Genomic DNA, 14,084 nt, shown 5'->3' on the forward strand with positions numbered 1-14,084 from the left:
CCACTCGGGTCCTACTCCCACGCTCCGTACACGCCCTGACCCGTCCCTGAACTCTTGACACGTAAATGACCAAGTGATCAGATCAATTGCATGTCACGACGAAGTCTGGCCGGAGTTGTCGCGGTGTCACTGGCAGCCGCAAGCGTCACCGTGCCCGCCGCAGCGACCCGGGCGGACTGCAATGCCGTGCGGACGAACTGGACGGCCCAAGCCCAGCCGCACGCTGCTCCCGAGAGCCTGCTGAACGCCTACAGCAACACCGGCAAGGGCTGGACCGGTGCCGACAGCACCTACTCGGTCGCACTCCCGGGCGGCCGGACGGCGTGGATCTTCTCCGACACCTTCCTCGGCCCGGTCAATCCGGACGGCAGCCGTCCGAAGACGACGCCGTTCCTGAACAACTCGTTCGTGATCCAGCAAGGCCAGACACTCAAGACAGTGACCGGCGGTACGGCGTCCAATCCGACTGCGCTCGTTCCGCCGCCGGCCAACGGGTGGTACTGGTTCGGTGCCGCGCAGACCAGTGACGCCGGCCGCAAGCTCGATGTGGTCGCACTGCGGTTCGAGAAGACCGGGACGGGCCAGTGGGACTGGCGCTGGGCAGCGAACTACCTGGCCCGCTTCGACAGCACGACGTACAAGCTGTTGAGCCTGACTCCGCTCCCGTCCACGGCCAACGTGCAGTGGTCCGGCTGGCTGCAGCGGGACGGTGGTTTCACCTACATCTACGGCGTCGAGGACCTGGGGGCGTCGAAGTACCAGCACGTCGCCCGAGTGCAGGGTGACGACCTGACTGCCAAGCCGTGGGAGTACTGGACCGGCAGTGGCTGGTCGACCGACGAGACCGCCTCGGTCAGAACGCTTGAGGGCGTGGCCAACGAGCACAGCGTGACCCGCTGGAGTGATGGCTACCTCCTGGTCACCCATGACACCAAGGAGCTGTTCAGCCGCCGAGTCCTCGGGTACTTCGGCTGTTCGCCGACCGGTCCGTTCGTGAAGCCGGTGGAGCTCTACCAAACCCCGGAGACCGGTGGGAACCACATCACCTACAACTCGCACGACCATCCGGACCTGCGCTCGGGTTCCAAGCTGTTGGTCAGCTACAACGTCAACAGCCTGGTCAGTGACGAGCTGTACGCCGACGTCAGCATCTACCGACCGCGGTTCGTTGGCGTGACCCTGCAGGCGGCCCCGTGACCGCCGTCGTACGCCGGAGTCTCCTCGACGACCTGGCCGCGTCGATGCTGGGACTGATCGCGGACCGGAAGCTCGCGGTCGGCGACCAGTTCGAGTCGGTGCGGTCGTTGGCCGAGCGATTCAAGGTCGCCGTACCGACTGTGCGCGAAGCTCTGCGCAGGTTGGAGGCGATCGGCGCACTCGAGCTCCGGCACGGCTCTGGCGTGTACGTCGGTCCGAACGTCGACCGGCTAGTCCTGGCGAACCCGCTGGCCCTCAAGCCGACAGCGAACCGATTGGTCGAGCTACTGCAGGCCAGGGCGCTGATTGAGCCGCCGGTCGCCGCACTGGCCGCCAAAGCGCGCAGTGAAGCCGCACTGGTTCAGATGGAGCAGGACCTGGCGCAGGCGGCCGAGCTGATCGCTTCCGGTGACCATGGCGGGCTGGCCGAGATCAACATGGACTTCCATCGTGCGCTGGCGCAGGCGTCCGGGAACGCGACTCTGGCCGAGGTGGTCGAGTCGGTGACCGTGGTGAACGTCCGTGAGCAGCTGGAGATCCTGCACATCCACGGGGACCGTGAGACCGACCTGGCCGAGCACCACGCCATTCTGGCCGCGGTCCGGGCCGGCGACGCCGTACTGGCCGAGCAGTTGACCCGTGCGCATCTGGACGGCGTTCTCGCCGTCATCAACGACCGCGTGAACCCCTGACTTCTTCGGAGGACGCACCCCCATGCGACGCATCAGCCACTGGAAAGCGCTCACAGCTGCCACCCTGACCGGAGCTCTCGTGCTCACCGCCTGTGGAGGTGCCGGTGGCGCCAAGCCCGCGGCCGACAAGCCGGTCGACTCGCTGAAGTTCTACAACGACAAGGGCGGCTGGAAGGACGCGTTTGCCCAGGTCGGTGCCGCGAGCAAGAAGGACATCGCGGTCGGGATGGAGCCGGTCGGCTACTCGGACTCGAACACCTACACCGCCTTCATCCGCTCGTCGTTCCGGACCAAGGAGAAGGCTGATCTGTTCAGCTGGCACACCGGTAAGGAGCTGGAGGACCTGGTCGACCAGAAGCTGGTCGCCGAGACCACCGAACAGTGGACCAAGGCGGTTGCCGATGGCAACGTACCGGAGCAGCTCAAGCAGTACTTCACCTTTGACGGCAAGCAGTACTGCGTTCCGCTGAACGCGGGCTACTGGGTGATGTACTACAACAAGGCCGTCTTCAAGAAGGCCGGCATCACCGAGAACCCGAAGACCTGGCAGGACCTGATCGCCGTGGCGGACAAGGTCAAGGCGACCGGGGTGAAGCCGTTCTACCAGACCAGCATCCTGTTCAGCTTCGTTTGGTTCGAGACGCTGCTGGCCGGTAAGGACCCGGACCTGTACGACGCTTTGGCCGCGGGCAAGGCGAAGTGGACCGACCCCGGTGTGGTCGAGGTGATGAACGACTGGAAGAAGCTGATCGACGCCGGCCTCTTCAGCGACCCGGGTGCGAAGACCGAACCGCAGGCACAGTTGAAGAACGGCGACGTGGCGATGGTGAACTTCGGTACCTGGTTCAGTGGCTCGCTGAACACGCTGAAGCTGAAGGCCGGTACCGACTACGACTTCTTCGTCATCCCGAACGTCAACCCGGCCCTGTCGAAGACCTCGATGATCTTCGAGACCGGTCCGCTCTGTTCGGCTGCAGCGAGCGAGCACAGCTCGACAGTCAAGAAGTGGACGGAATGGTGGGTCACTCCGCAGGCTCAGACCGCGTGGGCGAACTCCCGCGGTGACCTGTCCTTCAACCCGAAGGCAGAGGTCAAGGACACCGGCCTGGCCGCGCTGAACAAGGACGTCAGTGGCGACGGCTACCGCCTGATCAACCGCTGGTTCGAGGCCACCCCGGTGCCGGTGGCGAACAAGGCGCTCGAGGTGTTCGGTGCGTTCGTCACCAAGCCGGGTGACCCGATGCCGGGTCTCAAGAAGATCCAGGCCGAGGCGGACGCCTACTGGGCCAAGCAGAAGTGAGCCGGGGAGAGGTGAGCAGCCGGACAGGGGCGCGGGCGGCGCCGCTGTTCGGCCTCCCGGCTGCTGGGGTTGTCGCGCTGCTGCTCTACCTGCCGTTCCTGTGGACGACGTACGTCAGCTTCACGTCGTACGACGGACTGGCGTCGCCGGTGTGGGCCGGGTTGGCCAACTACCAGGCGATGTTCAGCGACCCCGATCTGATCGGTGCGCTGCTCAACACGCTGCTGTGGGTCGTCGGAATGGTGACCCTGCCGGTGGTGCTCGGGCTGCTGGTCGCCGTACTGACTTATGGGCATCGGTGGGGCAGTTGGCTGCGGCTGCCGTTCCTGCTGCCGTATGCGATCTCCGGTGTGGCCGTCGGGGTGATCTGGGGCTTTGTGCTGCAGCCGGAGGGCGCACTGGGTCAGGCACTCGGCTTCTTCGGACTGCCTGGTGCACATACCGGCTGGCTGCAGTCTGGTCCGGGGAACACGCTGATGATGATCGTGGCCGTCACCTGGCAGGCGGCGGGAGTGAATGCGCTGCTGTTCGTGGTGGGGCTGCAGTCCATCCCTGGTGAGCCGTTGGAAGCGGCTCGCTTGGACGGTGCGGATGGATTTCGGCTGTTCTGGCATCAGTTGTGGCCGCAGTTGCGCCCCATCACCACTGTGGTGGTCGGACTGTCGATTGTGGGCAGTCTCAAGACCTTCGACGTGGTGTGGGTGATGACGCAGGGCGGTCCCGGTACGTCGTCCGAGACGCTGGCGCTGTCGATGTACAAGGAGACGTTCGTGCTGAACGACTACGGGCAGGGTGCGGCGATCGCGTTGTTCCTCAGTCTTGTCACGTTCGCGGCGTCGATCCTCTACCTGCGCTACCAGTTGGGGGACGCCCGTGAGCAGGCTTAGGACCGGACTCCTCGTCGTACTGGGGCTGCTGTGGCTCGCGCCGATCTACCTGCTGGTGGTGAACGCGGCCAAGCCGGTCGACGGGTACGACGCTCAGTCCGTGTGGAAGCCGGATGGGTTCGCACTGTTCGCGAACTTCGGTGATGCGTGGTCGAAGGCGGCGCTCGGGGACACGCTGGTGGCGACGACGCTGTACAGCGTGGTTGCGCCGGTGCTCGCCGTGCTGATCGGTGCGGCGGCCGGGTACGCGATCGTCGTACTGCGGTTGCGGCGTGGGTTCTTGTGGTTCGTGTTCATCTTCGGCGGGACGATCTTTCCGTTGCAGATGGTGCTGATGCCGTTGTTCTCCGGGTATGCGTCGTCGGGTCTGTACGACACACGGGTCGGGATGGTGATCGTCTACACGGCGATCAGCGTGCCGTTCTCGGCGTTCGTGATGCGGAACTTCTTCACCGGGATCGCGCGGAGCGTCTTCGAGGCTGCCGTGGTTGATGGTGGTGGGTTGTTTCGCATCTTCCGGAGTATCTACCTGCCGATGGCTGGGTCCGCACTGGCCGCGATCTTCATCCTGCAGGCGACGTTCGTGTGGAACGACCTGCTGCTGGGACTGACGTTGAGTCAGTCGGAATCCGTGCGGCCGATCATGCCGGCGCTGACCGGGCTGCAGTCCACGTACGGCGGCGCCGCGCTGCCGACTGTGCTCGCCGGCGGACTGCTGGTGTCGCTGCCCACGGTCATCCTCTTCCTTGCTGCTCAACGCTTCTTCTCCCGAGGGCTAGCCCTCGGCCAGTTCTGAAAGGACGACATATGCCTCGGACAGTCGTGGTAACCGGCGGCGCCGCCGGAATCGGCCGTGGAGCCGTGGAACGGTTTCTTGCTGCCGGGGACCACGTGGTTGCGCTCGACCGGGATGCTGCCGGTCTGGCGGCTCTTCCTGCTTCTGTGCAAGGGATTGTCGTCGACGTGGCTGATCGTGCTGCCTTAGCAGGAGCTGCAGAGCAGCTCGACAGAGTAGATGCGTTGGTTTGCGCGGCGGGCGTGCAGCGGTACGGGACGGTGGTGGATACGCCGGAGGATGTGTACGACGAGGTGATGGGGGTGAATGTCGGGGGCGTGTTTTTTGCTTGCCAGGCGTTCATTCCACGCCTGCCGAAGGGTGGGAGTGTGGTGGTGGTTGCTTCGGTGCAGGCTTATGCGGCGCAGAGGGGGGTGGCGGCGTACTCGATGGGGAAGGGGGCGTTGCTGAGTTTGGTGCGGGCTATGGCTGTTGATCATGCGGGGGATGGGGTTCGGGTGAATGCGGTGTGTCCTGGGTCGGTGGATACGCCGATGCTCAGGAGTTCGGCTGAGCTGTTCGGGGCCTCGATCGAAGAGTGGGGGCGGTCGCATCCGTTGGGGCGGGTGGCGACGGCGGGGGAGGTTGCTGAGGTCATCTACTTCCTGAGTACGCCGGCGGCGGCGTTTGTTACTGGTGCGGACGTGAAGGTTGACGGTGGGCTGACTGCTCAGATTCCTGTGGTGCTGCCGTGAAGATCGTCGACATCCGGGCGACCACGGTGACTGTGCCGCTCGAGGCGCCGCTGCGGCATAGCAATGGTGCGCACTGGGGGCGGTTCGTTCGGACTGTGGTTGAGGTTGAGGCTGACAACGGGCTGGTCGGGCTGGGGGAGCTGGGTGGTGGCGGGCAGAGCGCAGAGGACGCCATCACTGGGCTGAAGCCTTATCTGGTCGGTCATGACCCCGCACGCACCGAGGCGCTGCGCTGGATGATCGCCAACCCGACTGCGAGCCTCTACAACAACCGCACGCAACTGCTGGCGGCTATTGAGTTCGCCTGTCTCGACCTGCAGGGCCGGGCGCTCGGCGTGCCGGTGCACGAGCTTCTGGGCGGCAAGGTGCGTGACCGGGTGCCGTTCGCGAGCTATCTGTTCTTCCGGCACCCGAACGACGACGGTAGCGGCGAGATCCGGACTGCTGAGCAGTTGGTCGCGCATGCGCGTGAGTTGGTCGAGCAGCACGGTTTCAGCGTGCACAAGCTCAAAGGCGGTGTCTTTCCGCCGGACTACGAGCGGGACTGCTTCCGGGCGCTGGCTGAGGCCTTCCCGGGACACCGGGTGCGGTTCGACCCCAACGCCGCGTTCGGGGTCGAGGAGGCGATCCGGTTCGCCCGCGGGATCGAGGATCTCGACAACGACTATCTCGAGGACCCGACCTGGGGCCTGAACGGCATGCGCCGCGTCCGCGCAAACACGCGAATTCCCCTTGCTACCAACACGGTTGTGGTGAACTTCGAACAACTGGCCGCCAACGTCCGAGACCCGGCGGTCGACGTGATCCTGCTGGACACCACGTTCTGGGGCGGGATCCGCGCGTGTGTGAAGGCGGCCGGCGTCTGCGAGACCTTCCAGCTCGGCGTCGCCGTCCACTCCTCCGGTGAGCTCGGCATCCAGCTGGCGACGATGCTGCAGCTGGGCGCCGTCGTACCGAACCTGTCGTTCGCCGCGGACGCGCACTACCACCACCTGCGCGACGACATCATTGCCGGCGGCAAGCTTCCGTACGCCGACGGTGCGATCGCGGTCCCGGACGGGCCAGGGCTCGGTGTCGAGCTCGACCGGGACAAACTCGCCGAGTACGCCGCCCGGTACCGCGAACTCGGCAGCTACCCCTACGACCGCGACCCCGCCCGCCCCGACTGGTACCCCTTGCTCCCGAACACCGATTGGGCCGACCCGACATGACCATCCCGCGTTCCGCCGATCTCGCGAGCGATGTCCTCACCCACACGTACGACGACATGTTCAACCCACCCGGCCTGACGAACTTCCTCGGCACCGCACAGGTCGACCTGGACGTGTTCGCGATCCGCAGTGTGAACTTCCCGCCGTACTCACACGGCGACTGCATCACCGGCCAGCTGTACGTCGACGGCCGGCTGGTCCGCTCGTACGGCGGCACCGTGGAGGTGGTGTGGCGCCCCGACCACGTGGTGCGGTCGACCACTGTCGACGGACTGACCCTGCGCACCACAACCGCCTGTGCCCCGGGCCGTCCAGCAGTCGTCGTACAGCTCGAGGTCACCGGCACCCCTGGACGTGAGATAGAGCTAGGACTCGCCCTGGCCAGTACGGCGACCGGTGCGGCCGGTGGCTGGTCGAACTACATGCCGCCGTCCGAACCGAACACCCTGCACACGGTGGACGACAGAGTGCTCGGTGTGGGCGAGTCCGGAACCGCAGTGAGCCTGCAGGGCCTCGACGTACCGGCCGAGGTCGACAGAGCGATGCTGAAGACGACACTCGTGCTGGACGCTCAGGGCAACGGCCGCCTGAGCTATGTGCACGTGCTGGCCCGGGACCTGACCGAGGCAGAGACGCACTTCGAGGTGTGCGTCTCCGACGTACCGGCAGTGATCGCTGTGGCTGAAGGCGTCTGGGACATGGCCTTGTCCGACGCGTTCGACCCGGACAGCGACGGCTTCAGCGGCTCGCTCCCCGTCCTCGAGACCAGCAACGAGGCACTGCAGAAGCTGTACTGGTGGGGCGTGCTGGGAGTGATCTGGTTCCGGCGGGACAACCCGGCCAGTGTGCTCGGCCGGGCCTACGACACCCTGATGCCGCGACACTGGGCCACCACCACCTTCATCTGGGACTACAGCCTCTCGTCGCTCACGCACGCACTGCTCGACCCGGTGCCGATGCGGCGACACATCGAGCACTGGATCGACCTGGACATCCACAAGCACTTCGGCACCGAGTGGCTGACCGGTGGACCCGTCGGCCAGTGGTACTCGGTCAACGACTTCGCCATGACGCGCCTGGTCCGCGACTACGTCCGCTTCACCGGGGACTCCAGCCTGCTGAGCCCCACAGTCACCGACCACGTGGTCGAGTGGGCAACCGCCTGGCGCGGTCTGCGCGGGAAGCACGCTCTGGCCGACTACGGCGGTATCGACAACCTGCTGGAGTGCGTCAGCAGCTACGTGCACGAGGTGGCCAGCTTCAACGCAGCCAACGTCTGGTGCCTGCGGGTCGCGGCCGAGATCACCGGCAACCAAGACCTGCTGAAGGAGGCCGACGAGCTCGCCGGCCACGTCAAGGAGCTGTACGTCGACGGTGCCGGTCACTGGTCCGCACGCCAGCCCGACGGTGAGCTGATCCCGGTCCGGCACTGCTACGACTTCAACATCATCGGTACGACGATCGCCGGCGACCTGTCCGAGTCCCAGCAGGCGGAGATGGTGGCGTTCTTCCAGCGCGAGCTGCAGACACCCACGTGGATGCGGGCACTGTCGCCGTACGACGCGGACGCGTCCTTCAGCCTGCGCCCGGATCACCAGTGGAACGGCGCCTACCCGGCCTGGCCGGCTGATGCGGCTCGCGCACTGATCGCCTTCGGCCGGACCGACGTCGTACTGGACTGGCTGCCCGGTCTGGCGCGCTCTGCGAACCAGGGGCCCTGTGGACAAGCGCACTTCGTCGAGGAGGGCGCTCCGCTGATGGCAGGCGGTGCCCGGAAGGCTCCGCCGCAGGACCCCTACCTGATCGACTGGGCCTGCTCCTCATCCGGTGCCTGGGTGTCTCTCGTCCTGGAAGGCCTCTTCGGTGTCGAGGTAGGTCTGGACGGCACTGTCACGGCACAGCCGCGAGTCGCCGCACTGGACCCCTCGGCACGACTCCGCGGTCTCCGAGTCGGCGGTACGACGTACGACGTCACCGCCGAAGGACTGCACCAGGTTTAGGTCGGCGGGGTAGCGATCGCCTCGAGGAGGGACTCCTCGGCGCCGGCCAGGTGGCGGCGCAGCTCCTCGACGCACTCGTCCAGCTCGCCACGCTCCAGCAGGCGGATCAGCTTGCGGTGCGAGGCGACCTGCTGGCGGGCGTCCTGGCGCAGTGCGTCCACCCGAGCCAGGGCGAGCCGGGCCTCGCCGGTGATCGAGTTCTGGGTGGCGATCAGCCGCTCACTGCCGGTCAGGGCGACCAGGCTGCGGTGGATGGCCAGATGGGTCTCGGTCATCGCCTCCGGGTCAGCGCCGTCCTGGGCGGTCGCGGCGAAGGTCCGCATCGCCTTCCGGACCTCCTCCCGGGCGTCGTCGTCGGCGTCGAACCAGGCCCGAACCCCGGCCGACTCCAGCACGAACCGGGCGTTGCAGATATCCGCCACCGCGGCCGGGTGCAGGATCGCGACACTGACGCCCTTGTTCGGCTCGCGGATCGCCAGCCCTTCGGTGACCAGCATCGTCATCGCCTCGCGGACGGTACTGCGGGCGACGCCGAGCGCCTCGGCCAGCGGCTGCTCGCGCAGCGGCGTACCGGGTTCGAGGTCGCCGGCGAACAGTGCGGAGCGGAGCGCGTCGACCACCCGGTCCACGGTGGTCGAGCGGTCTACCCGCAGCCGTTCGTACATAGAAAGATTCTCTTCCAATCCGCCGTCGTTGTCGCGTGCGGCACGGTGCGCGGGCCAACCTGTGGATAACTCACGACACAATGACCTCGATCTGAGGGAAGATCTGCTGTGTAGTTGCCGCCCCGACACGCCGCGAGGAGAGCCGGATGGAGAACAAGGGCCCGCTGCTCCTCGGCGGTGCGCTGACCGTCTTCCTGCTGCCGCTCATCATCGCGATCGCCCTGATCGTCGGCAGCCTGATGAGCCTGCCGGACGCGGAGGCCTCCGGCTGCGGCGGGCCGAGCGCCGGCGAGAGCAAGCCGTTCTCCTGGCCGACCGACGAGAAGTCGGTCGACGAGGAGTGGTCCGAGGACCACCAGGGCCTCGACTTCGACGTCGACGAGGAGAGCCCGGTCTACGCCGTCGACAGCGGCGAGATCATCAAGGTCGCCGACAACCAGATCTGGATCCGGCACGAGAAGTCGGTCGAGTTCCACTACCAGTTCTTCCACGACATGTCGGTCAAGGTCGGCGACAAGGTCGCCCGCGGCCAGCAGATCGGTACGTCGGGCTCCGGGGACGAGGAGGAGGGTGCCAGCGGCGAGCACCTGCACTTCGAGCTCTGGGTCGACCAGAAGGGTGACGGCAAGCTCGTCAACACCGACCCCAAGGAGGAGTCGTTCGGCGAGACCCCGACGGCCTCCGGCGGTGGCAGCTGTGGCTGTGGCTCCGGCCCGCTGATCGGCAGCGACAACCAGCAGAAGGCCTTCAACTTCCTGGTCAGCAACGGCTACACCAAGGAGCAGTCCGCCGGTGCGGTCGGCAACATGGTCATCGAGTCGTACGGCGTGCGCCCGCTCCAGTTGCAGGACAAGCCCGAGGGCCACGAGACGCCGGCTCAGGAGGCCGAGAACAGTTCGGCCGGCTGGGGCATCGTCCAGTGGACGCCGGCCAGCAAGATCATCAAGGCCTCCCGCGACCAGGGCGTCCCGTACGAGACGATCGGGACCCTCGAGCACCAGCTCGCCTTCCTGCTGAAGCAGCTGCAGACCAACGAGAAGCCCGCCAGCGACCAATTGAAGCGGACCAATACGCCGGAGGAAGCGGCGTACGCGTTCGGGCACTACTACGAGCGGTTCGCCGGTCACGAGGGGGACCCGAACAGCCAGAACTACCGCGACCGGAAGACCGCGGCCCGCCTGGTCTTCGACACCTTCGCCGGGGCCAGCCCGGGCGCGAATCCGGGCGCCACTCCGGCCACCGCCTGCGCCGCGGGCAGCGGCGACATCGCGGCCGTCGCCAAGAACCTGGCGTGGCCGAGCCAGCGCCCGGAGTACAACCACCGCGGGTCGAACGCCGAAGACGCCAAGATCGCCAAGCCGGAGTTCGTCGAGGCGATGAAGAAGTACAACGACCCCGGAGGCGACCGCGCGTACACCGACTGCGGCCGGTTCGTCGCGACCGTCATGCACATGAGCGGGGCGGACCCGCAGTTCCCCGAGGTGTGGACCCCCGCCCAGTTCGACTACATGAAGACGTCGGGCAAGTACGATTCCTGGTTCGGTGAGCCGCCCGGCGGGATGAAACCGGGTGACATCCTCAACGGCCCCGGCCACACCTACCTCTACGTCGGGCCGTGGGGTGAAGAGGGCAAGGGGTACAACTCGGCCTCCGGATCGCTGGGCGACCACGTCCCGTACGCCGAGCACCTCTACAAGGTCGGCGTCCAGTTCACGGTGTTCCGGCTGAAGGTCAACGCGGCCGCCCCGGACAAGAAGTCTTGAGGAGGGACGCCAGATGGAGAGCGAAGGCCAACCCCGGATGCTGATCGGCGCCGTCGTGCTGGTGGTCGTCATCGTGGTGCTCGGCAGCTTCCTGATCTTCCGGGACAAGGGCGCGACGATGAGCGTCACCGCGATCCCGAACGACCTGACCTTGACGCTCGACGGTCAGCGGGTCGACGCGTCGGGACCGGTCAAGGTCAAGTCCGGCTCACACACGCTGACCGGTGAGCGCCGCGGCTTCCAGACGTACTCCACGACCTTCACCGCCGGCAGCGGTGACGAGGTGAACCTCAAGATGTACCTGTACGCCAACAGCGCCGAGGGCCGCGAGTGGGCGCGGAAGAACCCCGAGGCTCAGGCCGAGCTGGAGGCCGAGGCCGGCCGGAACTTCGACGAGGGCCAGCGGCGGATGGTCGCGCGCTACCCGATCATCCAGCAGCTGCCGCACCTCGGGCGCGGTTACAAGGTCGACTACACGGCGTCGAAGAACCCGCAGGACCCGGAGGCGCTGTCCATCCGGATCACGACGTACACCGCCGACGGCAAGAAGAACGCCCTCTACTGGATCACGTCGAACGGCTGGGATCCGGCCACCCTCGACATCGTCTACACCACCATCAAGTAAGAGCGGGCATCAAGTAGGCCTCAGACCGGCAGATGGAGCTCGCCGCCCGGGGTGCTGATCGCGGTCAGCGGGAAGTCGAGCGGATTCGTCATGCAGCGGGCCGAGCCGCCACCCTTGTGGAACTCGCTCAGGTCGACCAGTACGACGCGCAGGCCCAGGCCGGTGAAGATCTCGCGCAGCCGCGGTGAGCAGGCCGGCATGATGATCGTCTCGTTCACCACCAGCGAGTTACCGCTGAAGGCGAACGCCTCCTCGTCGGTCAGCACGATCGGGTCCGGGACGATCCCGGCCAGCTCGGCCTGGCTCGCGGCGTCGAAGGCCGGCGGGTAGATCATCGCCGTCGTGCTGTCGACCGGGCAGAACGGCAGGTCGAGGTGGTACATCCCCTCGTGCGCGATCCGCAGCCCGCGGACCCGGATGCCCCACTCGGTCGCCAGGTGCTTGAGTGCCTCGCCCTCGGTGCGCGGGCCGTAGCCGACGACCAGGCTGTCACCGAAGACGAACGCGTCCCCGGACTCGAAGTGCGGCCCGACGTCGTCACGGCCGGTCCGGTCGAGGTCGAAACCGTGGCCGACGAACCAGTCGGCGGCGGTCAGGGACTCCTTGCGCCGGGGCTCGAAGCGCATGTGCGAGAGCATCGCCCGGCCGTCGGCGGTGGCCAGCCCGAGGTTCATCGCGTAGACCATGTCGGGGGAATCCGGGCGCTGCGCCAGCACCTCGACCTCGCCACCGGCGTCGACGATCGCCTGCCGCAGCGAGTCCCACTGCTTCAGCGCGAGCTCGGCGTCGGGCTGGTCCTGGGTCGACATGTACGGGTTGATCACGTAGTCGATCCGGAAGTGGTCCGGCCGGACCATCAGGTAGCGGCGACCCCACTCCAGCGGCTGTCCCATGATCCCCTCCATAATGACTGATTGTCCGACAATCAGTCAGTGTGCAGGTAAGTCTTCCGGCGCGCAATACGGCGCTCGTCACACCACTCGGCAGGGTCTGGCCGGAGCGCGGTGTCAGGACTAACCTGCGGCTATGACTCCTGACAATGGCGTTCGCTTCCGCGGTTGCCTGGATGACGTTGCGGCTTACAAGCCCGGTCGTCCGCCCGCGACCTCCGACGGCAGGCCGTCGTACAAGCTGTCCAGCAACGAGAACCCGTATCCGCCGTTGCCAGGCGTGCTGGCGGCCGCGACCGACGCTGCGCAGCACATGAACCGCTACCCGGACATGGGTGCGGTCGACCTGCTGGAGGCGCTGTCGGAGCGGTTCAAGGTGCCTGCCGAGGACATCGCGGTCGCCACCGGCTCGGTCGCGCTGCTCTACCACCTGCTGCAGGCCGCGGTGACCCATGGTGACGAGGTTGTCTACGCGTGGCGATCGTTCGAGGCGTACCCGATCGCGGTCCAGCTGACCGGGGCCACGTCGGTCCAGGTCCCGCTGACCGACGACGCGCGGCACGACTTCAAGGCCATGGAGGCGGCGATCACCGACCGGACGAAGGTCGTCCTGGTCTGTACGCCGAACAACCCGACCGGGCCCGTCGTGCACCGCGACGAGTTGCTCGCCTTCGTCGAGGCCGTCCCGTCCAACGTGCTGATCGTGCTCGACGAGGCGTACCGCGAGTTCGTCCGCGACCCGGAGGTCATCGACGGGGTCGAGGTCTACCGCGACCACCCGAATGTCGTCGTACTGCGGACCTTCTCGAAGGCCTACGGCCTGGCCGGTTTCCGGATCGGGTATGCGATCGGCCACCCGCCGGTGGTCGCCGCGATCCGCAAGTGTGCACTGCCGTTCGGGGTCAGCTTCATCGCTCAGGCGGCCGCGCTCGCCTCACTGCAGGCCGAAGACGAACTGCTCGCCCGAGTTGAGGAGCTGGTGACCGAGCGGACCCGAGTGGTCGAGGCGCTGCGGGCTGCGGGCTGGCAGGTGCCGGAAACCCAGACGAACTTCGTCTGGCTGCACCTGGGCGAGGAGACCCTGGAGTTCACTGCCGCGGTGCAGGCCGAGGGCGTGTCGATCCGCCCGTTCCCGGGGGACGGAGTGCGCGTCAGCATCGGCGAGCGCGCGGCGAACGACTTGTTCCTTCAGGTCGCGTGCGCCTGGAAGCAGGCGTAAAAAATCCGGCCTGCGCTGGGACGAAGGCCGGAATGTGTGCGGCGCCGGGAGGAGTGAGGCTTTCTCCCGGCGCCGCCGGTAGTGCTTCCGAATCAGTCACCCCAC

General features: G+C 66.7%; 13 protein-coding genes. 11 read left to right on the forward strand and 2 right to left on the reverse strand.

The window, feature by feature from the left end; translation table 11 throughout:
* Positions 1-90: 90 nt before the first annotated feature.
* The 8 genes from ACFCV3_RS25945 to ACFCV3_RS25980 are packed head-to-tail and all read left to right on the forward strand — an operon-like array spanning position 91 to position 8,817.
* Positions 91-1,197 (forward strand): DUF4185 domain-containing protein, encoded by a 1,107-nt coding sequence (locus ACFCV3_RS25945; protein WP_376033971.1) that lies wholly within the window; start codon positions 91-93, stop codon positions 1,195-1,197.
* Positions 1,194-1,889, forward strand: coding sequence for a FadR/GntR family transcriptional regulator (locus ACFCV3_RS25950; protein WP_376033973.1), 696 nt, complete (start codon positions 1,194-1,196; stop codon positions 1,887-1,889). Before ACFCV3_RS25945 ends, ACFCV3_RS25950 begins: the two co-directional genes overlap by 4 nt.
* Before the next feature lie 22 nt (positions 1,890-1,911).
* Positions 1,912-3,189 (forward strand): ABC transporter substrate-binding protein, encoded by a 1,278-nt coding sequence (locus ACFCV3_RS25955; RefSeq protein ID WP_376033975.1) that lies wholly within the window; start codon positions 1,912-1,914, stop codon positions 3,187-3,189.
* Between the two features lie 11 nt (positions 3,190-3,200).
* Complete coding sequence (locus tag ACFCV3_RS25960; RefSeq protein WP_376033977.1) at positions 3,201-4,076, forward strand: carbohydrate ABC transporter permease; 876 nt, start codon at positions 3,201-3,203, stop codon at positions 4,074-4,076.
* Positions 4,063-4,872: a carbohydrate ABC transporter permease gene (locus tag ACFCV3_RS25965; protein ID WP_376033979.1), complete on the forward strand. Its 810-nt coding sequence runs from the start codon at positions 4,063-4,065 to the stop codon at positions 4,870-4,872. The genes ACFCV3_RS25960 and ACFCV3_RS25965 overlap by 14 nt, the downstream gene beginning before the upstream one ends.
* A gap of 11 nt (positions 4,873-4,883) precedes the next feature.
* Positions 4,884-5,606, forward strand: coding sequence for an SDR family NAD(P)-dependent oxidoreductase (locus tag ACFCV3_RS25970; RefSeq protein WP_376033981.1), 723 nt, complete (start codon positions 4,884-4,886; stop codon positions 5,604-5,606).
* Positions 5,603-6,817: an enolase C-terminal domain-like protein gene (locus ACFCV3_RS25975; RefSeq protein ID WP_376033983.1), complete on the forward strand. Its 1,215-nt coding sequence runs from the start codon at positions 5,603-5,605 to the stop codon at positions 6,815-6,817. Before ACFCV3_RS25970 ends, ACFCV3_RS25975 begins: the two co-directional genes overlap by 4 nt.
* Positions 6,814-8,817: a hypothetical protein gene (locus tag ACFCV3_RS25980; RefSeq protein ID WP_376033985.1), complete on the forward strand. Its 2,004-nt coding sequence runs from the start codon at positions 6,814-6,816 to the stop codon at positions 8,815-8,817. Before ACFCV3_RS25975 ends, ACFCV3_RS25980 begins: the two co-directional genes overlap by 4 nt.
* Here ACFCV3_RS25980 and ACFCV3_RS25985 read toward each other — a convergent pair.
* Positions 8,814-9,482, reverse strand: a complete 669-nt coding sequence (locus ACFCV3_RS25985) for a GntR family transcriptional regulator (protein ID WP_376033987.1) — start codon at positions 9,480-9,482, stop codon at positions 8,814-8,816. The genes ACFCV3_RS25980 and ACFCV3_RS25985 overlap by 4 nt on opposite strands.
* A 146-nt stretch (positions 9,483-9,628) precedes the next feature.
* On the opposite strand from ACFCV3_RS25985, the gene ACFCV3_RS25990 reads away from it, so the two are divergent.
* Together ACFCV3_RS25990 and ACFCV3_RS25995 are read left to right on the forward strand one after the other, a co-directional pair.
* On the forward strand, positions 9,629-11,245 hold the full coding sequence (locus ACFCV3_RS25990) for a phage tail tip lysozyme (RefSeq protein WP_376033989.1): 1,617 nt from the start codon (positions 9,629-9,631) through the stop codon (positions 11,243-11,245).
* Between the two features lie 13 nt (positions 11,246-11,258).
* On the forward strand, positions 11,259-11,870 hold the full coding sequence (locus ACFCV3_RS25995; protein WP_376033991.1) for an S-layer protein: 612 nt from the start codon (positions 11,259-11,261) through the stop codon (positions 11,868-11,870).
* A 20-nt stretch (positions 11,871-11,890) separates the two neighbouring features.
* Here the strand turns inward: ACFCV3_RS25995 and ACFCV3_RS26000 are convergent, their stop codons facing one another.
* Complete coding sequence (locus ACFCV3_RS26000; RefSeq protein ID WP_376033993.1) at positions 11,891-12,763, reverse strand: dimethylarginine dimethylaminohydrolase family protein; 873 nt, start codon at positions 12,761-12,763, stop codon at positions 11,891-11,893.
* Between the two features lie 133 nt (positions 12,764-12,896).
* On the opposite strand from ACFCV3_RS26000, the gene hisC reads away from it, so the two are divergent.
* Positions 12,897-13,979 carry a histidinol-phosphate transaminase gene (hisC, locus tag ACFCV3_RS26005; RefSeq protein WP_376033995.1) on the forward strand — a complete coding sequence of 361 codons (1,083 nt, stop codon included), beginning with the start codon at positions 12,897-12,899 and terminating at the stop codon, positions 13,977-13,979.
* Positions 13,980-14,084: the final 105 nt, after the last annotated feature.

The organism is Kribbella sp. NPDC056345 (genome assembly GCF_042262745.1).
In the GTDB taxonomy this organism is placed as follows: Bacteria; Actinomycetota; Actinomycetes; order Propionibacteriales; family Kribbellaceae; genus Kribbella.